The 24,710-nt window shown below is 37.7% G+C and carries 21 protein-coding genes; 13 read left to right on the top strand and 8 right to left on the bottom strand.

The window, feature by feature from the left end:
* Positions 1 to 17 precede the first annotated feature (17 nt).
* A complete protein-coding gene (locus tag E4N80_RS02640) occupies positions 18 to 1,496 on the top strand; it encodes an extracellular solute-binding protein (RefSeq protein ID WP_253700213.1) in 1,479 nt (492 codons plus the stop codon).
* A gap of 11 nt (positions 1,497 to 1,507) precedes the next feature.
* The gene (locus E4N80_RS02645) at positions 1,508 to 4,522 is read left to right on the top strand and encodes an EAL domain-containing protein (protein ID WP_253700215.1); all 3,015 of its coding nucleotides are present in this window, start codon (positions 1,508 to 1,510) and stop codon (positions 4,520 to 4,522) included.
* Here E4N80_RS02645 and rlmN read toward each other — a convergent pair.
* From rlmN to xseB, 8 genes are all read right to left on the bottom strand, one after another.
* Entirely contained in the window at positions 4,519 to 5,562 is a 1,044-nt protein-coding gene (rlmN, locus tag E4N80_RS02650; RefSeq protein WP_253700217.1) for a dual-specificity RNA methyltransferase RlmN, read from the bottom strand. The two genes, E4N80_RS02645 and rlmN, sit on opposite strands and share 4 nt — an antisense overlap.
* Positions 5,552 to 6,799: a tetratricopeptide repeat protein gene (locus tag E4N80_RS02655; protein WP_253700219.1), complete on the bottom strand. Its 1,248-nt coding sequence runs from the start codon at positions 6,797 to 6,799 to the stop codon at positions 5,552 to 5,554. The genes rlmN and E4N80_RS02655 overlap by 11 nt, the downstream gene beginning before the upstream one ends.
* A gap of 56 nt (positions 6,800 to 6,855) precedes the next feature.
* Positions 6,856 to 7,158, bottom strand: a complete 303-nt coding sequence (locus tag E4N80_RS02660; protein WP_253700221.1) for a hypothetical protein — start codon at positions 7,156 to 7,158, stop codon at positions 6,856 to 6,858.
* A gap of 300 nt (positions 7,159 to 7,458) precedes the next feature.
* Positions 7,459 to 7,713 (bottom strand): hypothetical protein, encoded by a 255-nt coding sequence (locus tag E4N80_RS02665; RefSeq protein ID WP_253700223.1) that lies wholly within the window; start codon positions 7,711 to 7,713, stop codon positions 7,459 to 7,461.
* Between the two features lie 109 nt (positions 7,714 to 7,822).
* On the bottom strand, positions 7,823 to 8,920 hold the full coding sequence (locus tag E4N80_RS02670) for a DUF8086 family protein (RefSeq protein ID WP_253700225.1): 1,098 nt from the start codon (positions 8,918 to 8,920) through the stop codon (positions 7,823 to 7,825).
* 25 nt (positions 8,921 to 8,945) lie between these two features.
* The gene (locus E4N80_RS02675; RefSeq protein WP_002668289.1) at positions 8,946 to 9,323 is read right to left on the bottom strand and encodes a RidA family protein; all 378 of its coding nucleotides are present in this window, start codon (positions 9,321 to 9,323) and stop codon (positions 8,946 to 8,948) included.
* Positions 9,324 to 9,391: 68 nt separating this feature from the next.
* Positions 9,392 to 11,164, bottom strand: coding sequence for a DNA mismatch repair endonuclease MutL (gene mutL / locus E4N80_RS02680; RefSeq protein ID WP_253700227.1), 1,773 nt, complete (start codon positions 11,162 to 11,164; stop codon positions 9,392 to 9,394).
* A gap of 11 nt (positions 11,165 to 11,175) precedes the next feature.
* Positions 11,176 to 11,412 carry an exodeoxyribonuclease VII small subunit gene (xseB, locus tag E4N80_RS02685; protein WP_002668301.1) on the bottom strand — a complete coding sequence of 79 codons (237 nt, stop codon included), beginning with the start codon at positions 11,410 to 11,412 and terminating at the stop codon, positions 11,176 to 11,178.
* Between the two features lie 106 nt (positions 11,413 to 11,518).
* Between xseB and E4N80_RS02690 the strand changes: the two genes are divergently transcribed.
* From E4N80_RS02690 to E4N80_RS02740, 11 genes are all read left to right on the top strand, one after another.
* Complete coding sequence (locus E4N80_RS02690) at positions 11,519 to 13,132, top strand: ATP-binding protein (protein ID WP_253701039.1); 1,614 nt, start codon at positions 11,519 to 11,521, stop codon at positions 13,130 to 13,132.
* 216 nt (positions 13,133 to 13,348) lie between these two features.
* On the top strand, positions 13,349 to 15,196 hold the full coding sequence (locus E4N80_RS02695; RefSeq protein WP_253700228.1) for an ABC transporter ATP-binding protein: 1,848 nt from the start codon (positions 13,349 to 13,351) through the stop codon (positions 15,194 to 15,196).
* A complete protein-coding gene (locus E4N80_RS02700; protein WP_253700230.1) occupies positions 15,193 to 17,043 on the top strand; it encodes an ABC transporter ATP-binding protein in 1,851 nt (616 codons plus the stop codon). The genes E4N80_RS02695 and E4N80_RS02700 overlap by 4 nt, the downstream gene beginning before the upstream one ends.
* A 56-nt stretch (positions 17,044 to 17,099) precedes the next feature.
* Positions 17,100 to 17,363 carry a FeoA family protein gene (locus E4N80_RS02705; protein WP_010695791.1) on the top strand — a complete coding sequence of 88 codons (264 nt, stop codon included), beginning with the start codon at positions 17,100 to 17,102 and terminating at the stop codon, positions 17,361 to 17,363.
* 23 nt (positions 17,364 to 17,386) lie between these two features.
* Entirely contained in the window at positions 17,387 to 17,611 is a 225-nt protein-coding gene (locus E4N80_RS02710) for a FeoA family protein (RefSeq protein WP_002668304.1), read from the top strand.
* A gap of 3 nt (positions 17,612 to 17,614) precedes the next feature.
* A complete protein-coding gene (gene feoB / locus E4N80_RS02715) occupies positions 17,615 to 20,449 on the top strand; it encodes a ferrous iron transport protein B (RefSeq protein WP_253700232.1) in 2,835 nt (944 codons plus the stop codon).
* 88 nt (positions 20,450 to 20,537) lie between these two features.
* Positions 20,538 to 21,080 carry a hypothetical protein gene (locus tag E4N80_RS02720; RefSeq protein ID WP_253700234.1) on the top strand — a complete coding sequence of 181 codons (543 nt, stop codon included), beginning with the start codon at positions 20,538 to 20,540 and terminating at the stop codon, positions 21,078 to 21,080.
* Between the two features lie 9 nt (positions 21,081 to 21,089).
* Positions 21,090 to 22,103: a DUF4198 domain-containing protein gene (locus E4N80_RS02725; protein WP_253700236.1), complete on the top strand. Its 1,014-nt coding sequence runs from the start codon at positions 21,090 to 21,092 to the stop codon at positions 22,101 to 22,103.
* Positions 22,104 to 22,307: 204 nt separating this feature from the next.
* Positions 22,308 to 23,126 (top strand): DUF4198 domain-containing protein, encoded by an 819-nt coding sequence (locus tag E4N80_RS02730; protein WP_253700237.1) that lies wholly within the window; start codon positions 22,308 to 22,310, stop codon positions 23,124 to 23,126.
* Positions 23,127 to 23,135: 9 nt separating this feature from the next.
* Entirely contained in the window at positions 23,136 to 23,321 is a 186-nt protein-coding gene (locus E4N80_RS02735; RefSeq protein ID WP_253700239.1) for a hypothetical protein, read from the top strand.
* Positions 23,322 to 23,408: 87 nt separating this feature from the next.
* Positions 23,409 to 24,623, top strand: a complete 1,215-nt coding sequence (locus E4N80_RS02740; protein WP_253700245.1) for a ZinT/AdcA family metal-binding protein — start codon at positions 23,409 to 23,411, stop codon at positions 24,621 to 24,623.
* Positions 24,624 to 24,710 lie beyond the last annotated feature (87 nt).

Genomic DNA, 24,710 nt, shown 5'->3' on the forward strand with positions numbered 1-24,710 from the left:
AGCATGCGAGGCATTTTATGAAAATATTGAAGCTTTTCATTTTTTGTATTGTTTGTTTGCTTATAAGTTCATGCAGTCGAAGGTTATCTGAAGTCAATGGCGTTAAGTATAATATCGATGAAGTTTTAAATAAAAATGAACCTATTACCATAAATGTTTGGCATTATTATAGTGCAAGTCAAAAAGAAAAATTTGACAATCTTATAGATAATTTTAATGCATCTGAGGGGGCCAAATACGGAGTGTATGTCCGTGGTATCAGAAGGGCAGGAAATGCAAGTGAAATATCTTCATTTTTAGCAGATGCCCTTTCTCAAAAACTTGGAGCAGATGAAATCCCCGATATTTTTTCGGCCTATCCCGATACGGCCTATGATTTCAACAAACAAGATCTTTTGCTGAATTTAGCCGATTTTTTTACCGAAAAAGAGAAAGACGAATATGTAAAAAGTTTTTTATATTCCTCCGGGTTTGGAGTAAAAGATGAAATTAAACTCTTTCCTGTTGCAAAGGCTACTGAGGTTTTTGTTTTAAATAAGACTGCATGGAAGCCTTTTGCAGAAGCCATGGGTGTTTCTTACCGTGATTTAGTTACCTGGGAAGGCTTGGTAAAAGTTGCAGAATTATACCATAACTGGACCGATTCATTAACGGCAGAACCTAATGACGGTAAACCTTTTTTTGGGCGGGATGCCTTGAGTAACTATATTTTAGTCGGTACTTATGAACTCGGCAACAGTATTTTCAATGTATTGGAAAACGGTGATGTTGAGTTTGTCTTGGATAAGAAAACCTTGCGTACCTGTTGGGATAATTATTATGTTCCGTTTGTCAAAGGTTTTTTTACTGCAAAGGGCAGGTTTAGGGCTGATGATTTAAAAACCGGTGACATCATTTCCTGTGTAACTTCAACTTCATCCGCAATATATTTGCCGGCTAAGGTTATGGATTCTGCGGGTAATTCTACTTTTATTGACTTAGATGTCTTACCCATTCCTCATTTTAGAAATGCAAAGCGTAAAACTATTGTTCAGCAGGGGGCCGGTATGGCTGTACTAAAAAGCGATATAAAAAGGGAGACAGCTGCAGTTCTATTTTTAAAATGGCTTACCGAGATGCAAAAATATTCCGAATTTGCTGTTTCTACGGGGTATCTGCCTGTTAAGAAAAAGGAACTTGAAACGGAGTCTCTAACAGCAGCTTTTTGTACAGATAATATCTGTATTTTACCTGTAGTGCAGGATGCTCTTAAGATAAGTATGGAAACAATGAAATCCTTAGATCTTTATTTTCAGCCGGCTTTTAAGAACTCGGATAAGGCAAGGAATATTCTTGCAGATTTGCTTCAAGAAAGAGCAAAAAGAGATAGGGCTAAGGTTCTTGAAAAGATTCAGGCCGGACAAAAATATAACGAAGCTGTAAATGAATTTCTTAGCGATAATGTTTTTGAAGAATGGTTAAAAGAACTTGAAAAACAGTTATTTGATTTAAAATAGTTGGAGTTATAATGAAAAACAGTAAAGATGCTCGAAAATATTCTACTTCCATTTTGTCCCGGCTCTTAGTTCCAATGTTTTTTGTATTTGTTCTTCAGGCAGCAGTAATGATGATGATGTTTTTAAGCTCCGATATCCTTAAAAAATCCAGCGACAATGCTTATGGAGTTTTAAGTGAAAAAGTTCTAAACCGAAAAATACTGATCGAAAATGAAATGACCAATAGATGGACAAGAATTACGGATTTGCATGAAAAAGTTTTAAAGGTAATCCAAACCGAATTGTCCCGCAATAATATTAAGCTTTATCAGCTTGCAGATAATACTGATTTACAAAACAGTATTCTGGATATACTGCTGCCTCAGCTTATATATACCATAAGACGGAACTATGTTACCGGTGTCTTTTTGGTCATTGATTCTCCCAGTCCTATTGCAAAAAAAAACGAGTTTTTTTATCCGGGTTTATATATAAGGAATGAAGATCCATCTTCTTATTCATCAAACAATGAGGACATCGTTATATCGAGAGGTCCTTCAGAAGTTGTGCAAAATCATAATATTGCCTTAGGAGTGGATTGGTCTCCTTTTTTTACTATTTCGCCTACCAGCCAAGATATTTTTTACAGGTATTTTAATGCGCCTATTGCTGCCGCTCAAAAATATCCGAATGAACCTGTTAAAAATCTGGCATTTTGGAATACTTTATTTAGGCTGGATTCTTTAAGCGACGAGACGATTACATATTCCATTCCGATAATGGACGAAAAAGGAAATATTTACGGAGTTCTCGGAGTAGATCTTTCGGCAAAGTATATTCAAACATTTTTAGATTTTGATGAACTCAATGTTTATAAAAAGGGAATGTATTGCATGGCCGTTCATGATATGGATGATAATGCCGGAACTTTTTTGCCTATAGTTTTTAACAGCATTGCGAGTAATTTGAACACAAGTCATATTCCGGCCTTTGAGGTTGAACAAACTTATTATAAAAATATTTTTAGTATCAATAAGGGCTCAATATTTACAGAAAGATATTGTTTGGCAATAGAACCATTTCATCTTTATCAACGTAACGGAATGTATGAAAATCAAGAATGGGTGCTGATAGGTCTGGCTCCTGAAGCCGGTGTACTTTCATTTTCGGTAACATTAAAGAAAATATTTTGGCAGTCTGTTATTGTTTCGGGTTTTTTGTTTTTAGCTGGTTCTTACTTATCTAGTAAACATATTTCCAATATGTTTACAAAGGTTGTACTAAAGCTGCAAAATAGTGATCCCAGAAAGATACTAAATATCGAAAAAATGAATATAACGGAAATAGATACTCTAATTGTTGCAATAGAAAGATTGAGTGCCAGTGTTTTTAATGCGGCTTCACGAGTGTCTACAATTATAGAAAAACTGCAAGTTCCTATAGGAGTTTTTGAACACAATATATTGATGGAGACGGTTTTTTGCAATTCGATTTGGTTTAAATTATTTAATATTCAAAACTATCCGGGTGATTCCGTTTTGAAGACGGACGAATTTTATAAATTGTTGGATCATTATGAGTATTATGTAGATATGAAGGATGATACCAGAACCATCTATGCTATACCTACAGGGGAACATGGGAAAGTCCGCTGGATAAGGTTTATGCAGACGAAGGAAAACGATAAAATTTTGGGTATAGCACTCGATATTACAAAGGAAGTTGAAGACCGCAAAAAACTTGAACTTCAAATGAATTATGATGAACTTACCGGTCTTTATAATAGGGCTGCCTTTGACAGAAAGATAACAGAAGTATTTAAGCAAAAACATTTAGGTATCTGTGCCCTTGTTATGTGGGATCTTGATAACCTAAAATATCTAAACGATTCTTTCGGGCATGCTTACGGAGATACTCAACTTATGGCATTTGGAAAAAAACTTGCTATGCTGCAACAAGAACGCTGTCTTGTTTGCAGACGTTCAGGAGATGAGTTTTACACCTTTTTTTACACCTTCTCGACGCCTGATGAAATTAAACTTATTTTGACTGCTTTTTGGAAGGATATACAGGAGACGCCTATAACCCTCCCTAATGGAGAAACGTCAAAACTCCGAGTTTCGGCCGGTTTGGCTTGGTATCCTTACGATGCAGACAATCAGGTAGATTTGGTCCGATATGCCGATTTTGCAATGTATGACGTAAAACATTCGTTTAAGGGCTCTTTATATGAATTCAATTTGGATGTTTATAAAAAGAATTATATAATGATTCACGGTACGGAAGCTCTTAATCAGATGCTCGACAGGAATCTTATAGAATATGCCTTACAGCCGATTGTTACTTCCGGTACCGGAGATATTTACGGATATGAAATGCTGATGCGTTCTTCTGCTCCGGAATTTAAAAGCCCTGAGGATATATTGCGTCTTGCTAAGGCCCAGTCAAAACTGCATAAACTTGAAGAGCTTACTTTTTTTGGAGCAATGGATACCTTTGTTAAAAAGATAGAAAAAGGGGAAATATCTAAAAATACGAAGGTATTTTTAAATACCATAAGCTCTCAAGTTTTATCGGATGCTAAATTCTTCGAATTTGAGGAAAAGTTTAAGCCTTATCTTTCAAATATTGTTTTGGAAATTACGGAATCCGAACCTCTTAATACAAACTTTTATGATCTAAAAAACGAGAGAATCCGTAATTGGAATGCAATGGTTGCAATTGATGACTTCGGAAGCGGTTATAGTAACGAGTCGTCGCTTTTATTCTTATCGCCTAATTTGGTAAAGATAGATATGTCCATAGTAAGAGATGTTCATAAAAGTCTTGATAAGCAAAACGTATTGGAAAACCTTGTTTCTTATGCAAAGAAAAGAGATATAATAATATTGGCCGAAGGTGTTGAAACAATAGATGAGATAGACGTATTGTTGCGGTTCGGTGTAGACTTGTTCCAAGGTTACTTTTTTGCAAAGCCGTCTTTTGATATTACTCCCATACCCGAAGAAAGAATACAGGAGTTAAGCAGGGTTTTCTCTTTGCATTAAGGCTGGTCTGATCTTATTGCTGTGACGCCTAGTTGACCGCAGGCTCCTCCTATGCTTTGCCCTCTTTTTTGCCGTGTGCTTATATTTAGGCCTGCCTTCTTTAGATAAGTTTCAAAGTTACGGACTTCAGCTTCCGATGGAGTTTTAAAATTCAAGCCTTCTACCGGATTCCAAGGTATTAAATTTATAAAACATTCAAGACCTTTTGCAAATTCTATGACCTGTTGAGCTGCCTTTTTATCGGTATTAAGCCCCTTCATAAGGGCAAGCTCTAAGGTTACCCTCTTATTTGATTTTGAATTAAAATATTTTATTGCTTGCTTTAATTCGTCAAGGCTGTTTGTTTTATTGATAGGCATAAGCTCTGATCTTAATGCCTCGTCAGCAGTTGTCAATGATACGGCGAGGCGTACTTCAGGCCCCTTATCTGCCATCTCATAGATTCCTTTGCATAGGCCCGAAGTTGAAATTGTTATGCGCCTTTTTGAAAGATTTCTTCCTTTGGGATGAGCAAGAATGTTTATTGCCTTATCTATTTCAGGTAAATTCAACATGGGCTCTCCCATCCCCATAAAGACTATATTATCCAAACTTCCTGCTTCTTTTTCCAAATGTAAAAATTGTTCTACGATTTCTGAAGCCGAAAGATTTCTTAAAAAGCCTATCTGTCCGGTCTTACAAAAAGCACATTTCATCGGGCATCCTGCCTGACATGAAACACAGGCTGTTTTTCTTTTTGCCTTATCGGTAAGCAATACGGTTTCTATTACAGAGCCGTCATAAAGCTCTACAGCCAGCTTAATTGTACCGTCTTTGTCTTCTAATGTTTCTTTTATTTTTGTCGAAAACAGAGAAAAATCTTTTTTTAGTTTAGAGCGCATATCGAATGACAAATTTGTCATTTCATCAAAGCTGTTTACTCCCGAAGCTATCCAGTGAAAAATTTGTTGGGCTCTGAATTTTTCTTTTAGACCGCAAAAGTTTTGAATCTCTTCAGGAAACATTCCCGAAAGAGCTGCTTTATGCTTTTTAATGGTCATTTTTTGTCAGCTCAAACAAAAGATCTGAAATCGTTTGATTTTTAATTCCAAGTTTCTGAAAATCTATTAAAGTTTCTATAGCTTTTTGCTTTTCTTTTTTTTCTATATAGCACTGGGCAAGTTCAAGATATACCCTATAATTCGTATCTTCGGTATCTTTAAGATGGGTTAGGGTAGTAATAGCCTGATCATATTTTTGTTGTAGTTTGCACAATATTGCAAGACCAAGCATTGCGTATGAATCAAAGTCTATGTCAAGAGCTTTTTGATAGCTTTCCTTTGCTTTTTCAAAGTCATTCATGCTGCGGTAGGCATCTCCTATTCGTGTTAAAATGACCTTGTTGTTAGGATCGAGTTCAAGTATTTTTTTCCAGTATATTATGGAGTTATATTGCTGGTTTAAACCTCTGTAACAGTCGGCTAAGCCGAAGAGTCCGTAAAAATTATTGGGAGATCGTTCAAGGGCTCTTTCAAAATAATATACGCCGCGGTCAAAGAGCTTCATTTTTCGGTAACAGTTTCCAATAGACGTCAAGATACGTATATCTACAAATTCTCCGCTCGATTCCATTACCTTTTCCCAGTATACGAGGGCTTCCCGATATTTTTTAAAGTCGTAATTTAGGTGCCCCAGTCCTATTAGGGCGTAGGCGTTTTTCGGGGATTTTTCCAATACTTTTTGATAAAGCTTTTCTGCTTTTTCAAATTCCTTGGTCTTTCGGTAAGCGTCGGCTACGCGGGTTAATACTGTGATATTTTTATCATCAAACTTAAGGTATTCTTCCCAGATAGCTATAGCCTTTGGAAATTGGTTCATTGATTTGTAGCAGTCGGCAAGCCCGAAAAGAGCATAGTTATTGCTTGGATGATGTTCAAGGCATTGTTTGTAAAATTGTATTGCTTCATTGAATTTATTGTTTTTACGCTCTGCATCACCTAAGCCTACCAGTGCATAATTATTTGTAGGATCAAGTTCCAATATTTTTTTAAAAACATTGATTGCTTCGGTAATACTGTTGCCTTTTAAAAGGGAGTAGGCCTGCTTTGAAAGTTCGGATATTTCAACCTGTTTTGAATTCTCCGGGCTGAATATGTCATCACTAAAGGATGGTCTATTTATAAAATCAGATTCCCCAAGGTCTGGAATCTCTTCATCTAAATTGTTTTCAGAAATTTCTGTAGTCTTATCCGGATTATCCATATTGGCTAATTCTTTTCCATGTTTGATGTCTGACATTAATCCTCCATAAATGTGTGTACGTACATCTAAAATTAATTAAACGCTGCAAATTTTTAAATAAGCATACGTATAATTTCCGCCAACTTATCCAGCAAAATACCTTCTTTATGGATATTATGAGCCAGATGATAAAATTTTAATGCTTTCAGGTGTTCATTTTGGTTTGTGTAGTAGTCGCCTATTCTTGCAAGGCCATCCGAATAACCGGTTGTAATAAAAATTCTTTCTGCAGCAGCTATGTCCTTTTTATTGTAAAGTTCATTACCTCGAAGGTTGAGTTTTGCCTTTTGTTCTGCGCTCAAGTTTTTAACAGGCAATTCGCTTGTTTTTATAAAGCCTTCTTTAATTTTTTGCAATATTCTTCCCTTTAAATGTACTTATATAAATATTTAAATTTCGTATTGTACGACTGTAAAAATAACAAGCATTGATAAATCTTAAACAGCATTAATTGCAAAATGTTACAATCAAAAACCTATTCCAATGGGAAGGCAAAGTATAACAAATCAATATAAAGCCGATCTTACTTGTATAATCAACCCTCTAATATTATACACTAATTTTTGATTTAATTCAATAACTAATGGAAGAAAAGTATAACCAAAGAGTAGAATTTGGACGACTCTTTGGTTATCCGGAAAATTTATTTTTAAATATTATTCATCAAAATCATCATAATCCAAGTCATCATCGTCATCATATTCGAAGTCTTCGTCATCAAAGTCGTCGTCAAAATCATCATCATCGTCAAAGTCGTCATCATCAAAATCGTCAAAGTCATCATCAAAATCATCATCATCGTCGAAATCGTCAAAATCATCATCGAAATCGTCGTCATCAAAGTCATCATTGTAAGAATCACTAAAAATTAAGGCATTATCGAATTTTTCCAATTCAAGATTTTCAAGCATAAACAACCCCTTGTACTACTATTTAGTTTATATCTATATAATTATAATAGATGAGAGCTCGCATTTTTGTCAACTAGATAATATCAAATTCTTGCCTTTTTTATATAATTTATTGCCTGATTTTGTATACTATTAGGCCGGAGCGGCCTGTTTCAAAAAATCTTTGCTCTTCCCAGGCCGAAACTATAATATCTTTTCCGATTACAAAATATGTATAAATAAATCCTTCGGGGAGAGCAGGAAGGGAGGTTTCTTTCCATTCTTGCGTTTCCGGATCTGCATAAAAAAGCCTGCCGGTTTCTAAAAGAACGGCCTTAAAAGTATTTTGATCGTTTTCAGGCGTAAATTCACATACCGAGGCTGTAATTTCAAAGTCTCCTGCATATGAGGTATCGGAATTTCGGTAAAAAATCACCTGCTTTGTTTTTAACTCTTCCGAAAATATCTCCGCTTTTACGTTTTTTGCAGTCATTTTGAGAATTTTACCTATGCCGCTCTCATCCTGAAAGACTGTAGCAGGAGAAGAGGCATCGATAAATTCTTCTTGACTTATCACTGAAAAGTTTCCTTTTAATAGGTCTTCAAAAGCGGGAAAGGAAAAATAGTCGAATTCTACACGGCCGTCTTGTTCCGTTTTAAAAGCCGCAAACCATTTTTTATTAAATTCCAAGGCTGAAAGTTGTGAAATATTTTTAAGATTAAAGGTTTGGGGATTGATGAGGCTTAAAAGCTCTCCGTTTACGCTATTATAGCGTAAGAGGCTTGATGGGCTTTCATCCTGAAGAATGGAGGAAAAGATTGTGTTTGTATATAATCTTATAAGGCTTCCAATGTCGGTTTTGTAAAAGCCTTCAGCCGTTTTTGTATAAAATTCGCTTTTGATTTCTATTTTAGGTTCTTCTTCAATGGAAAATGCAGGTAAAATCCCTGCCTTATTTACAAGAAATAGGGGCGGATCATACATTAGCCCCAATCCTGAAACTCTTACAGCTTCCGTCCACGGTAGAAAATCCGTTTTGGGAGCTTTTTCGGGAGAATCCGTTTGCTTTAAACATGGAGTTTCCGATTCTTCATCTTGAGTAAAATAATACCAGACCGTGCTTACAGGTTCGGTTTCCGCTTCGGTGTTTTCTGTTGGAGAGACTGTTTCAGGTTCGGCCTCTTTGTTTGCACAAGCGGCAAATAAGAGGACCGAAGCCAGAAGCACAGGAAAAACCCGTACTTTAAATAGATTATGCAAGGGCGATTACTTCTATTTCGACGAGGGCGTCTTTAGGAAGACGGGCAACCTGTACGGCCGATCTTGAAGGATGGTTTGAAGAGCCGAAGATTTCTGCATATACCTCGTTCATTGCTGCAAAGTTATTCATATCGCTTAAAAAAACGGTGGTTTTGATTACCTTGTCGATGCTTGTTCCTGCCTGTTCCAAAATTGCCTTTACGTTGAGCAAGGACTGGCGTGTTTGGGCTTTAATTCCTTCAGGAAAGGCTCCCGTAGCAGGATCCAAGGGGATTTGTCCCGATGTAAATACAAAACCGTTTGCCTTAATTCCCTGAGAATAGGGGCCGATGGCTGAAGGTGCCTTGTTTGTTGCGATAATTTCTTTCATTTAAAACTCCTTAAAACAAATTTTATGCGTTTATTTTACTCGTTTAAGGTCTCATAGTCAAGCCGAAGTTAAGTTCGTTTTATACGTTTAAAAAGTTCGGCGCGGTCGATTATAAAATAGAGGGGGCGGCCGTGGGGGCAGAGCGGTTCGGGGAGGGCGAAGGTTTTAACCGCTATATTGTATGCAGAAACGGGATCGATTATGTCGCCGTCCTTGCAGGCGGCACGGCAGGCTGATCTTGCAAGGATGTGGTGCATGAGTCCCGAAGGATCCTTACCTGCACCTGCAAGGTCTTCTTTTAAGTCTTTTTCCGTGCCCTGCCATCTTATGGGAACCGCCCTTATAATCCAAAGCCCTTTTTTGTCTTCACTTATATTAAAGCCCGCTTTTTGAAGCTCATGGAGGTTTAGTCTTATGATTTCATCGTCTTTTTCGGATTCCGTTTCGATGCGGTAAGGAATTAAAAGCTCCTGCGAGGGGCCGAGGCTTTTTTTTAAGCCTTCAAAAAGAATACGCTCGTGGGCGGCATGTTGGTCTATTATATAGAGGGCATTGTTTTTTTCGACAGCGATAAAGGTGCCGCAAAATTGGCCTAAAAATTTAAAATCGGATTTGGGGAGGTCTTGCGGCACAGCTGAGGTCTCATAAGCAGCAGCCGACAGTCTATGCTGTGCTGCTGACACTTCCTGAAAAGCTGCCGAGGCTTCAATCTGCCTTATGGGGGAGGACGGCCAATAGGTTTTTGTGCCGGCCGGATTATAGCTTTGGTTTAAATCGGCTGCTTCATATTCAGTTTTTTCAAAATCAAAGCCTTGCGTATATTCCGGTTGATAGCTTTCCTTTAAAAGATCGGAAACCGTTTTTTGTTTATAAAAAGAACTTATGGTAGAGCTTAGGCTGTGATGAATTTCTTTATAGTCTTCGAATTTTGCTTCCCTTTTTGCAGGATGAATATTGAAGTCGACTCTTTCCGGATCTACATTTAAAAACACAAAGGCTGCGGGAAAGCCTCCGTTGGGAAAATAGCCTTCCGAGGCATAGCAAAGGGCTTGAACAAGGCCGTATTCGTTTATCCGCCTTCCGTTTACAAAGATGTAGATATTCCGCTTGTCGGAGCGGACTACCGCGGGGCTTCCTAAAACAGCTTTAAAAGAAAAGCCGTCTCCTTCTTGGTTTATCTCGTAAAAAAGCTCTTCAGGTTCTTTAAGGCTCATGGCTGTAAGGCATCTTTCTTTTAAGGAAGAATGCGCCGGAAGAATTAGCTTATTTATTCCGTCCGCTATATAACGCATTTCGATATTGTAGTGGGGGAGGGCTTTTTCGACAAAGGTCTGACGGCATTGGGCAGCCTCATATTGAGGACGTTTTAAAAATTTTTTTCGGGCAGGGAAGTTTTCAAAAAGATTTTTAACTTCGACTGTTGTGCCCTTATTTAGGCGGGCAGGAGAAATCTTTCCTAAGGAAAGTTTCCAAGCTGCGGGGCCTTCGCGGGTGGAGGTAATTTCGAGGGAGCTTACAGCCTGCACCGATGAAAGGGCTTCACCTCTAAAGCCCAAGCTCCTTAAGTGGAGGAGGTCTTCAGCCTCTTCTATTTTGCTTGTGGAATGGGTATGGGTACAAAGCTCCAAGTCTTCCCTTGTCATTCCGCAGCCGTCATCGCTCACCCTGATTGAACTTACTCCGCCTTCTTCTATTTCCACTATAATTTGAGAGGCTCCCGCATCTATCGAGTTATCCAATAGTTCCCGCACAACAGAGGCCGGCCGCTCAATAACTTCTCCGGCGGCTATTTTGCTTGCGGTTTCTTTTGATAAGAGTTTTACGGGCTTGTATTCTCTCATGCCGGCTTCCTTTAAACGTTTTCCGTTACCGTAAACAGGTCGAGCTCCGGCTCTTCTTCTGGCAGTACTGGCTGGTTTAATAAGACTTCAATCTTTCCTTCCATTTTTTCTATATCTTTTTCGAGCCCTTTGGCAAGCTTTATGCCTTCTTCAAAGAGGGAAAGAGCCTTTTCCAAAGGAATATCGGAGGAGCGTATGTCATCGCTTATCTTTTCAAGTTTTTCCAGTCTTTCTTCAAATTTTTTCATATACAAATACTATCCTTTTTTTTGATGAGGGTCAAGTCTTCTTTATGAATTCCGATAGCGGCGGATAATTGACAAGCCATAGGGCTTATGCTAAACTATTAGTATGATGGATTTTAGTAGAAAGTTGCCTATAGGCGTACAGAGTTTTAAAGTAATCCGTGATGATAATTATCTCTATGTCGATAAGACCGAATATGTTTATAGATTGGCATCTTCGGGCAGAGTTTATTTTTTAAGCCGTCCGAGGCGTTTTGGAAAAAGTCTTTTTCTTTCTACTCTTGAAGCTTATTTTTTAGGGCAAAAAGAATTGTTTAAAGGCCTTGCCATTGAAAAGCTCGAAGAGTCGGAAAAAGAAAAAAGAGAAATCTGGCAGGAATATCCCGTTTTATATTTGGATCTTAATCTTGCAAAATATGAAACAAGGGAAGACCTTGAAAGCGTTTTAAATAATCATCTTTGCAGATGGGAAGAATTATATGATAAGAGCAATTCTGAAAATACTCTTGCAGAACGCTTTTTCGGCATCATACACCGTGCATACAAAAAAACCGGAAGGCAGGCAGTTATCCTTATAGACGAGTATGATAAGCCCCTTATTCACACTATGTGGAAGGATGCTGCCTTAAATGAAATCTATAAGACAATTCTTAAAGGTTTTTTCGGAGTTATAAAAACAGCCGACCAAGCAATACGCTTTGCCTTTTTAACCGGAGTTACCAAATTCAGCAAGGTAAGCATTTTCAGCGATTTAAACAATCTAAACGATATAAGTCAAAAGCCAGATTATGCCGGTATATGCGGAATAAGCCAAAAAGAATTATTGGAAACTTTCCGCCCCGAAATAGAAATCCTAGCCGAAAGAAACGAATTAAGCTATGAAGATTGTGTTTCAGCCTTAAAGAAAAGATATGACGGTTATTGTTTTTCTTATGGAACGGAAATGATGTATAACCCATTCAGTCTGCTCAATGTTTTTGATGGAAAACAATTTGAAGACTATTGGTTTGCAACAGGCACTCCGACCTTTTTGGTAAACGAATTAAAAAGAGCGGACTACAATATTCCCGACTTGGACGGAAACGTAGAGATGAATTCTGCTTTTTTATCCGATTACAGGGCAGGTGTGGACTCAATTATACCCGTATTGTTTCAATCGGGTTACTTGACTATAAAAGGCTATGATAAAGAATATAAGATGTACTTGTTGGGCTTTCCAAATGAGGAAGTGCGTTACGGTTTTTTGTATAATCTTTTACCCGAATATTCAAATATAAACTTTACAGATACCTCTTTTAATGTGGTACAGTTTACAAGGGATTTAAGAGCGGGAAAGGTAGATGAGTTTATGCAAAGATTAAAGTCGATAATGGCAAGCCTCCCCTACGGTACGGAAAAAAAAGACAGCAATGAAAGCATCGCCTTGAGGGAGCATAATTTTCAAGTTTGCATTTACTTGGTTTTTGCGTTGATGGGACAGTTTGTCGAAGTGGAAACTCCTTCATCTACAGGAAGAACCGATTGCGTTGTAAAAACAGAAAAGGCTGTTTACATCTTTGAGTTCAAACTAAAAGAAAGTGCGGAAGATGCCTTAAAACAAATCAAAGAAAAAAACTATGCCGAAAGGTACAAGGCTGAAAATAAAAATATAGTTCTTATAGGTGTAAGTTTCGATCCTGAAGAAAAAACCGTAAAAGAGTGGATAAGCGAAACATTGACATGATTTATAAATTCTGATAACATGTATCAAAGAGTGTAATTTTTGATAGATATAAAATGAGAGGAAAATAAATTGAATAAATAGACAAAAATAGCCGCCGATTACAGATTTTAACTTTCTTTTAAAACTAGATAACTTCTAAAAACTTGTTTTTTGAGAAGTGCTGTAATGGTGTGCCTTGTAAGTTGTAAACTTTTTTCTTTTGTCTAGGAGTTCAATATGTTAAAGAATTTTATTAAGTGCATCTGCACTGTTTTTAAATACGGAGCCTTTCCGGCTGTAGTCTTATTTTTTCTTTCGGTTTTTACGGGACTGACCCTTCCTTTTACGGTTTTATATACTCAAAAACTAATCGATTCTATAATTTTATTTTTAAAAGAGTCTGTTGTTTTGTCTTCCGTTTTATGGAATGCCGCTGTTTTAGCCCTTACCATTCTTTTTATGAATCATGTTAATTTTATAAGCAATATAGCCTTTATCTATCTTGAAAAAAAATTGACTTATAATTTATCCGAAGCTATTTTAACCAAGATGCTTAAGATAGAATTTGCATGTTTTGAGGATGCTGCATTACACGATGCATTAAAGGAAATCAGGAGCCGGCCTGCAAAAAAGGTTATAAATCTTTTTAAGGAATGCCGTGCCTTCCTTTGTGACAGCATAAAACTTTTTGGAATGGTTTTTATATTTGCAAGGGTTTCCCCTTGGCTGAGTCTCGGCTTTTTTGTTTTTTTAGTTTTGGATTTTATAAACGAATATATTGCAACAAAAAAAATCCAAGCTATCTATGCTTCTCAAGTTTTTGATGAAAGAGAACTCGAAGACTTAAGCTCCCTTCTTTCAAATAAGGATGCCTTGCCCGAATTAAAAATATTTTCCGCGATTCCTTTTATCGTAAAAAAATTTAAGGATAAGTATAAGGTTTTATTGAAGGAAAGAATATCGATTACTCTAAAATCTTACCGTTACATGGGGATTGCTTCCGTAATAATGATAGCATGGTTTTCTTTTTTAATCTTTGTTTTGATTCGGTTAATTATAAGAGGACAAGTGTCTGTAGGAATGTTTACAGGTCTTATAGCTTCAATAACGGAAATTTATTATTTGCTTGTATTTATGTCTCAAAGTTTTTGGGGCTTAATCGATGATAATAAGAGTATCGGCTTTTTGTATACATTTATGGATCTTCCCCATGATATTCATTATAAAGAAATGCGGTATGAGGAAAAAATTTTAGAACAAAACATTTTGGAACAAAACATTTTCGATAAAAAAAATGCAATCATTTTTGAAAATGTTTCTTTCCATTATCCTAATTCTGAAAAAAAAGTTTTAAAAAATATTTCTTTTAGGATAGAAGCGGGAGCTCACATTGCCTTGGTAGGAAAAAACGGCAGCGGAAAAACAAGTTTGATAAAACTGATTGCAGGACTTTATAAGCCTTCAGCCGGAAATATCTTTATAGGTTCAAAAAACATAAACTCTCTTTCCCGCGATGCCCTTCACAGGGAGTTTAGTGTTGTGTTTCAAGATTATGCAAGCTATCAGATGACCCTGCGTGAAAATGCAGCACTGGGAAGCATTGAATTTTTAAACGATGATGAACACCTAAAAAAATCCCTTGCCCTTATTTCCGATGATCCTGTTTTTGATGATCTGGATAAGCATCTTGGAAAATTGGAAGAATCTGGAACGGAGCTTTCAGGAGGACAAAAACAAAAACTTGCAATTGCGAGGGCTTGTGCCGCTAAAACTAATTTTATAATTTTTGATGAGCCTACGGCTTCCTTGGATCCTTCAGCCGAAAAAGAAATGTATCAAAATCTTCAAAAAATTATAGGTACTTCCAATAGGGGGCGGGGCTGTATTTTTATCTCGCACCGTCTTGCAAGTGCAAAAATGGCAGACATCATTTTTGTGCTCGATGAAGGGAGAATAATCGAAAAAGGCTCCCATGATGAACTTATAAAAAACGGCGGCCTTTATTCTAAAATGTACAAGGAGCAGGCTTCTTGGTATAAGAATGAGCTTGACACTAAAAAAGTTTTTATGAGAGGAAACTTATGAAAAATAATTATCTATACCGTTCTTTTAAATTTACTTTTGGGGTAAGCCCCGGTTCACATATTCTGGTTTTAATTGAAGAGATTTGGCAGGCCTTGTTTCATTCTATTGCAGCTCTTCTTTTAAGCGGTTTTATTGACACCGTTATAGCTTATTCTCAAAAAAGGGTTGAAGCAAAAAGTCTTTTACTTTATGCTTTGAGTTTTGCCTCCCTTTATGTCTTACAGGAATTATGGGCACTTGTTTATAACGGCACAATGAATATCGGAATGTATGAAAAACCGAATAATTATGCCAATCTTTTAATTGCCGAAAAAGCTTCACGCTTACGCTTAATCGAATTTGAAGATGCAAATATTTTAAACATGTATAAGTATGCTAAGGATAACATAGAAAACGAATATGTGCCTTATCTTGTAATGCGTATGATTTATATTTTTTGCCGATTTATCGAAATAGCTTCTTTAACATTTGTAATAAGCAAATTCGATTGGCGGCTTTTCTTTGTTGCAGGCATTTCGGTTATTCCTTATTTTATTACTCGCCTTATCCGCGGAAAAGAAATGTATAAATATAAATCGATTCAAATTCCTGAGGAGAGAAAACTGGATTATCTTTGGTCTCTTTTTACGGACAAGAGTGCGGGAAAAGAATTACGTATTTCAAGATCCGATGAGTACATAAAAGAAAAATGGCTTAAAAAGAACAAGGAAGTTTTTGATCCCTTTTGGAAGTTAAAGAAAAAAGATGCCTTTTCCGTTTTGTTTTGCGACATGCTTTCTTCTCTCGGATATGGAATTGCCGTTTTTATCTGTCTTTATCTTGCCTTAAATAAAACAATCAGTATTGGAAACTTTGGAGCGGCTATCGGTGCTTTTACTATGATTCAGTTTTGTATGCGGAATCTTTTGGAAGCCTTAGGCTCGATTTCAATGTATGCCGCCCATACAAAACATTTTTTCGATTTTTTGGATTTAGCCGAAGAAGCTCCTGCCGAAGAAACAGCCTCAGAGCTTAAAGGTTCAGTCTCCGTATCAAAAGAATCGGCCGCCGAATTTAAAAAATCGGCCGCCGAATCTAACGATTCGGCTTGTAGTTTAAAAAACTGCATCGAATTGAAAAATGTTTCTTTTTCATATCCGAATAAATATAAAAAAGCTATTGAGGATATAAATCTTTCCATTAGAAAAGGAGAAACAATAGCTCTTATAGGCGAAAACGGTTCGGGTAAGACCACTCTTTCTAAAATTATTTTAGGACTTTACGAGGCGGACGAGGGTTCCGTTTTTTGGGATGGTAGAGATTTAAATTTTCTTGACAAGGATGCTCTTTATAAAAATATTTCTCTTACTCTTCAAAAGCCTGTTCAATATAATTTTAGTTTAAGAGAAAATGTTGCAATTTCAGATTTGAGCAGGATAAACGAAGAGGTAAAAATTATAGAAGCCTTAAAGGAAAACGATGCCGATTATCTTTTAGAAAAAACAGGCGGTTTGGACGGAAGACTTGGGCGTATTTTTAATGGAGCTGAACTTTCAGGCGGGGAGTGGCAAAGGCTTGCCCTAAGCCGCTGCCGTTTTAAAAATGCCGATTTTTTAATCCTTGATGAGCCGACCTCGGCCCTCGATCCTATCGAAGAAAGCCTTGTGCTAAAACGCTTTATAAGCCTTATCAAAAACAAAACCGCTGTAATTATCTCGCATAGGGCAGGATTGTGCAGGCTTGTAGACAGGATTACCCTTATGAAAGAGGGCAGGCTCATAGCTTTAGGCACTCATGACGAGCTTTTTTCATCTTGTGAGGAGTATAGGAAGCTTTATTCTGCTCAGGCAGATTTATACCGAGATTAAAACTGAATTTCTAAGTTTTTTTCATTTATGCCTTGATTAAAATAAAAAAATGATGTATGGTCGTTACAACATTTTGTGAGAGGTTGCTGACATTGGTACCCTTAATTATTTTAAAGGAAGGCGACAAGGCCTCCGTACTTAAATTTGACGGAACGGGGGCCGAATTTTCCCGCCTTCGCAGTTTTGGAATAGATATAAATACGGAAATAACCGTTGTTACTTCTCAGGCCGATAAAAAAGGCCCTATTTTGCTTTTGGTAAACGGTTCAAAATATGCAGTAGATTATAATCTTGCTTCTAAAATTTTGGTCCGTTTATAGTATTGAGGAGATTGGAGATTTAAATGACTCTTGATGAATTGGAACAAGGAAAAAAAGGAATCATAGAAGATCTTGAGATAAGCGGAATGACTTTGCAAAGGCTTATAAGTCTTGGGTTTACTCCCGGAGCTGAACTTTCGGTTGTAAGAAAGGCTCCGCTTTTAGATCCCTTTGACATTTCCATCTGCGGTTCGCTTGTAGCAGTCCGTAAGGACGAAGCTAAAAAAATCATTGTAAAAGAAGTTTAGAATATGAAAAAAGAAAAAATAAATATTGCTTTTGCCGGTCAGCCTAACTCCGGTAAGTCAACCCTATTTAACATGATGACGGGAGCTCATCAGCATGTTGCAAACTATCCGGGTATCACCGTTGAGAAAAAAACGGGAGAGTATTTTGCTCTTGACCAATCGGTTTTTATTACCGACTTGCCCGGCACTTACAGCCTTACTTCCTATTCACCGGAAGAAAGGGTAACCCGTAATTTTATCCTCCGTGAAAAGCCCGAACTTTTGGTAAACATTGCCGATGCCTCAAATTTGGAAAGACATCTTTATCTGACATTCCAGCTTTTGGAAATGAACTGTCCTATTGTTATGTACTTAAACAAGATGGATTCTGCAAAAAATGCAGGCTTACAAATCGATGTCAATAAAGTTTCTTCTCTTTTAGGTATTCCGATAATAGCCGGTTCGGCCAAGAAAAAAGAAAAAGTAAACGAATTAAAAGATCTTATTTCAAAAACGGCTGAAAACTCTGAACCTCAAAAACCCTTTATGCTTACCTACGGTGAGGATATGGAATCCTATTTGGAAAAAATTGTCGAAAAATTAAAGGATTCTGCAAAGGACGAATTTTTTTCTATTCCCTTAAGATGGCTTGCAATCAAGCTTTGCGAAAAGGATTCCGCAGTTATCGAAGAAGAGGGTAAAAATTTTACAAACTTTGACTCTATTTTAAATTTTATAAAAGAAATCGAAGCCGAGCACAAGGAAAAACATAAGCACAGCTTTGAAATAGAAATAGCTCTTGCCCGCTCCGCTGCGGCAAAAAAAATTGTTGAAGCTGCGGTTTCAAAAAAAGAGCTTGAACAAAAAGCCGTCGAGTCCTTAAATATTAAAAGAAAGGTTACCGAGGTTATTGCCGCCCTTATTCTTTGTTTTGTAACCTATGAAATTTTGGATTCCCTCTTTTTGCTTTTGCTGATTCCTATCTTTGCAAATAACATTCTACGCTTGATTCTTAGCTTAGCCGGAGCTTTTGCCTTTACGGGAGGAGCTGCCCTTATCTATACTAAAGGCAGTTCAGGCAGTATAAATTCAACCGACAGAATCGACAAAGTGCTTTGCCACAAGGTTTACGGTCTTTTGATTTTGGTTGAGCTTGTTTTGGTCTTTTATTGGATAACGGTAGTTTTGGGTTATAAGATGACCGACAAGGTTTTCCCGATATTTAAATTTGTCAGAGCAATAGTTTCTCAGCTTATTTATCCTGAAGGTCTTATAAACGAGGGGCCTTTAAGAGGTTTGTTTTTAAGCGGGATAATTGATGGGGCAATAATGATTTTAAACTATGTCCCAATCTTTTTCTGCTTGTTTGCCCTCATTGCCTTTTTGGAAGATGTCGGCTACATGGCCCGCCTTGCCTTTATCATGGATAGAATTTTACGCAAGTTCGGTTTACACGGACAGTCAACCCTTCCTATGATTCTCTCGGGTGTTATAATGGGAGGCTGCGTTGTTCCCGGTGTTATGTCCACAAGGACAATCAGAGATGATAAGTCAAGATTGGTAACGATTCTTATCCTGCCCCTTCTTAACTGTATGGCAAAGATTCCTTTTTATGTTTTAATTACGGGAATATTTTTTACAAGCTACCAATGGATAGTTCTAGGCGGAATTTCCTTTTTTACATTAATAGTTGCCCTGATTGTTGCAAAATATTTCAGTCTCTATGTTGTTCACGGCAAGCCTGAACCTTTTGTACTTGAACTTCCGGCTTATAATATGCCGACCCTTAGAGGCGTTTTAATACGCACCTTTGAACGCTTATGGAGCTTTATCAAAAAGGTTGCAACGACTGTAGTTGCCGTTTCAGTTATAATTTGGGCAGGTGTAAATTTCCCTTCGTTGAGCTCGGAAAAAACCGCTCAATATGAAGCAAGAAAGGATGCTTACATTCAGGACTTTGCAGGAAAATTAAACAATTCCTATTCCCAATATTTTGCTTCCGAAAAGGGATTTATAGAATATCAGCGTTTAACCGAAAAGCTTTATTTGTATGATGCCATAAATCGGTTCGGCGGAGCTAAGGGTATGGAAAGGAATATAAATAGATTGTTTTTACAAAATCCCGAAATGACAAAAATAGCCTTAAAAGGAAAAATTGAACTCGGCAGCAATATAGGAGCTTTTAAAAATTATCTTGATATGTATTCTTCCGCAAAAAAAGATTTTGATAAAGCATACAATGATGCTCAAGAATTTCAAAAGCCTATTTTAAAGGCTTCATTTTATGCTTATTGGCAAAAGCTGAATCCTTACTTCTTTGCCCTTGTCAGAACCGGAAAAGTGAAAATTTCAGGCACAGCTGTAATCGATTCCGAAGCCGCTGCCGCTGCAAAGGCTATACGCCCTGCAAGTGCAGACCTAAAGCTTATCTCCGTACAATTGCGTAAAGAAACTTTGGAGAACTCCGTTTTGGGATATCTGGGAAAGGCAATGGAACCCGTTACAAAATATGCGGGCTTCGATTGGAAGGTAAATATTGCAATTCTAGGTTCCTTTGCCGCAAAGGAAGCTCTTGTTTCGACCTTGGGCACCATTTACAGTGTTGAGTCTTCAAGCGAGGATTCGGGTAAAGTTTTGGAAGCCCGCATTCAAGATAAGGAAACGGGATTGACCCCATTAGACGGTCTTACCATTATGATTTTGATAGCCCTTTTCCCGCCCTGCATTGCTACCGTTATGGCAACAAAGACCGAGACACAGAGTGTGGGTTGGACGCTATTCAGTGTTATGTATCCCGTAGTCTTGAGCTCGCTGGTTGCCGTCCTAGTTTTCCAGCTGGGAAGATTGTTCGGCTTTTGATTGTAAAAGAAATTTAAGGAAAACTTCTAAAAGACTGAAGCTTTTAGAGATTCACATTTAGAATTATAAATTTTATGGGAGTTTATAGATGAAAAAAATATTTATCGTATTTGTTTTAATGATGTGTTCTATTATGCTTTTTGCACATTCGCCCCTATTGACCGTTGAAGATAACGGAGACGGAACTATCTATGTTCAAGGCGGATTTTCAAATGGAGCTTCGGCTGCCGGTGTTAAACTTTATCTTACCGATAAGGCTTCAGGGCAAAAAATCTGGGAAGGAGAATTCCCCGATGTAGGCGAACTCAATCTGCCTATCCCGAATGTTCCGTATACGGTAACCTTTGATGCGGGCCCCGGCCATATTATCGTAAAAGACGGTCCCGAGCCTGAAGGCGGTTTCGGCAGTCAGACTGCTTCTTCTGAAGCGGCGGGGGAAAACGAGTCAGCCGGAGATGCTGCTCCGGCTCAAAAGCCCGTTGCTGTCTCCGGTTCCGCGGGCTGGGTTCCTATGGATACCGTTTCGGCAATGCCCGGTGTCGGTCCTTCGTTTACGGCAATCTTGGCCCTTATACTTGCGGTAATAAATTCGGTACTGATTGTCTTCCTCTTTAAAAAACAAAAAAGGTAGGTGTAAAAAGTGAAAAAGCTATTTTTTTCCGCATTGCTATGCTGTACGGCCTTGGGCCTTTTTGCTCACTTTCAAATTATTTATACTCCGGCTTCAATAATCGAAGCTTCAAATAAGAAGGTTGATTTTATAATTTCTTTTACTCATCCCTTTGATTCCGGCCTTACTATGGACATAGGTAAAAATGAAGCAGGCGAAATAAAAGGGTTAAAGGAATTTTATTCCATCCATAAAGAAAACAAGGCCGACTTAATGTCCTTTTTAAAAAAGGGAGAATTTGAATCTGCGGAAAACAAGGCCTTTGCGTATACCCTTGAATTTGATAAAGAGGCCGGTTTTAAGGGAGGCGGAGACTGGGTTTTAGTTGCCGTTCCTCATCCTTATTTTGAAGCAGCCGATGACGGATATATTCAGCAGATAGCTAAGGTCTTTATTAACAAGGCCGGACTTTCAACCGATTGGCAGTCAAGGGTTGCCGAAGGTTATCCCGAAATTTTGCCCTTGGTAAAGCCCTATGAGATTTGGGAGGGCGGTGTGATCCGTGCCCTTGTTTTGGACTCCGATGGGAAACCCGTGCCTTATGCTCAAGTTGAATTTGAAAACATGAACTACGATGTGGATATGGCAAATAAGAAATTTACCGGAGAACCCAAACTGCAAAAAGCAGGTGCCGGAATGATAATGGCGGATAATACCGGCGTTTTCGAGTTTATTCCTCCTTGTCCTGGATATTGGGGCTTTGCTGCTCTTGGGGTAGGGAAGGAAAAGGAATTCGGAGGGAAAGAACTTTCTCAAGATGCCGTTATTTGGTTTGAGGTCAGCAAGATTGAAGATGCGGCCGAACAGGCTGATAGTACAAAACAAGCCGATATATCTTCTTCTGACGGAGAGCCTTCTGAAAGCGCAAAACCCAAGGAAGGATTTTCGCCTGCGGCCCTGATAATAGTAATCTTGCTTTTTGTGGTTATGTTCGCTTGGCCTCCTATCTTTAAAAAGATTTCGGATAAGGCTGAAAATAAATAGGTAGCAAATAGATAAACAAGCCCTATTGGTGACCCATTGGGGACTTGCTTTTTTTTAGAAAATAAGATAGATTGTAAGTATTGAATTACATTTAAATTTTAAAAAAGGATTTATCCGTGAGTTTTAAAGCAAGGCTTTTGGCCATATCTTTTTTTAACTTAAGATAATGAGTCTTTAGACTAAAATATTTATAGGAGAGTTTCTATGAAAAAAATTACAGGAATAGTTTTACTTTTATTCTTTGTAGCTATGGCTTCATTTGCACATTTCCAAATGATTTATACCCCGACTTCAGTAGTTGAAGGCAACTCTGTTGATTTTAAGATTGTTTTTACACATCCTGCAGAATCAGGCCATACAATGGATATCGGTAAAAATGAGGCCGGAGAAATCAAGGGTTTTGAAAAATTCTTTTCCGTGCACAAGGAAAAGATTCAAGATCTTCTTCCTTCATTAAAGAAAACAGAGTTTTCAACTTCAGAAAATACGGCTTCAGCCTATGACCTTATCTTAAATAAAGATAATGGTTTTAAAGGAGGCGGAGACTGGGCTTTGGTAGCTGTTCCTCATCCTTACTATGAAGAGTCTGAAGGCGGCTATATTCAGCAGATCACCAAGGTCTTTATCAATAAGGCCGGTCTTGATACGGACTGGAGTGCGAGATGTGCCGAAGGTTATCCCGAAATCATGCCCTTAGTAAAACCCTACGATGTTTGGGTAGGCGGACTTTTCAGAGGCACTGTTTTAGACTCAAAAGGTAAACCCGTTCCCAATGCAGAAATTGAAGTTGAATATATCAACTTTGACGTAAACATGAAAAAAAGCAAATTTGAGAAGAAGGCAAAAACAAAAAATGCTGCAGCCGTTATTTTAGCCGATGCAAACGGAAACTTCTCCTTTGTTCCTCACAAGGCCGGATACTGGGGCTTTGCTGCCCTTGGTGCAGGTAATGTAAAAGAATTTGCCGGGAAAGAACTCTCACAGGATGCCGTACTTTGGATTGAGGCAGTACCGGTAAAATAGGGCATTCTTATGACATTAGGAATGGTTTTGACTATTTCCATAGTCGCAGGTGTGATCCTCTTACTTATCCGTAAATATTACAGGATATTTAAGGGTAAGGCTTCAGCCTGCAGCTGCGGAGAAAAAAATATCAATCCTAAGAGCGGTTGCGGTTGTGGATGCTGCGGCTGTTCTGCGGGAAAAAAAGAAAGCTAGTTCCTTTTTACTTTAAGCTAAGAATTGTTTCTTGTTTAAATAAAAAGTTAGCTGTATATACTTATATTAACTTAAAGGAGTTTAATTATGGTTAATAAAAGAATGGGTGCAAAGATTGCACTTATACTGGTTACACTCGCAGTTATTTTTACTGCTTGTAAATCAATGCCTGCTGCAAAAATGAACGATAAATTTGCGGCCGGAATGGAATTGGCCGCCTGGAAAGGCGAATGGGTTTCTGCAGATATAATAAAAGATAACCCGTCTTTAAAAGCAGCTTATAAAAAAACAGCTGCAGATATGCGCTTTTATACACCTGAAGGTCTTGAAGCTGCTGCCTTGGATATGTACAAAACACCGGCGGTAAAGGCAAAGTTTGACGGTACAAATACTGTTCTTTTTACATCTTTGGATAAAGACGGTAAAGAAATGCAAATTTCAGTCAAATACAAGTACTTGGGACAAAAAGCTGATAGTGAGTATCCCGATTCTATGTGGGAGACTTTTGAGGCTGTAGAAGATAAGCTTGAGAATGCAAACTTTAAGTATTTTATATCAATGCCTCCTCATGCTCATGGTGACGGACCAAAGCACTGGCATGCCCGTTTTGGAAGATACGGTATTGATAACCTTGTAGCCGGTGCAGGAAAATGGCCTACATACTATTCTTCGTCTACATCTGAGGCTGAGCTCGTTAAAATGTTTGAATCTTCAATCCCGAATATGCCTAAATGGAATCCTGCTTCTCCCTTTGAATCCTATGCCAAGCACGGCAAATGGATCAACTCTTTATCTATTTTCGAAAATACAAGTAAAGAAGTTGAAGCTGCTTATGCAAAGGTTATAAAAGAATTTGCAGGCAAAAATCCCAAGGGCGGAGATTTTACAAAGGCTGAAATTATTGCCGAATTACAGAAAGGAAATAAATCAGTTAAAGACTATTCCCACATGGAGTTTATTGTAAAAGACGGAAAAAATGAACTCGTTTTCTATAAAGGCGATAAGGAAATCTTTAGATCAAGCTATGTCCGTGTTGCTGCAAGTACTTCAAAACCGTATATGACGATGAAGGCTGAAAGAAAAGATGCCGGTATGTATTCTTTGATTTCATTTGTAGTTGTACACGGTAAGGCTCCGATGCTGCATTTCCACTTGTGGTACGGTAATAACGAAAAAGAAATTGAAGAGTTTGAAGGAACACCTACTTGTTACAGGACAGCTCTTACAGACGCTGAAATTGCAGCAGCTGTAGAGAAATCTGTAAGAAATCTTTTAGAAAAATTAACAAAGGCTAAAAAATAAATTTTATTGGGAACCTTATTTTAGGTTCCCAATTTTTATTAAGTTTATCAATATTTGATAGTACTTTATTTTGACATAAGGAGGTTA

It is taken from the genome of Treponema denticola, assembly GCF_024181605.1.
Classification (GTDB): domain Bacteria; phylum Spirochaetota; class Spirochaetia; order Treponematales; family Treponemataceae; genus Treponema_B; species Treponema_B denticola_B.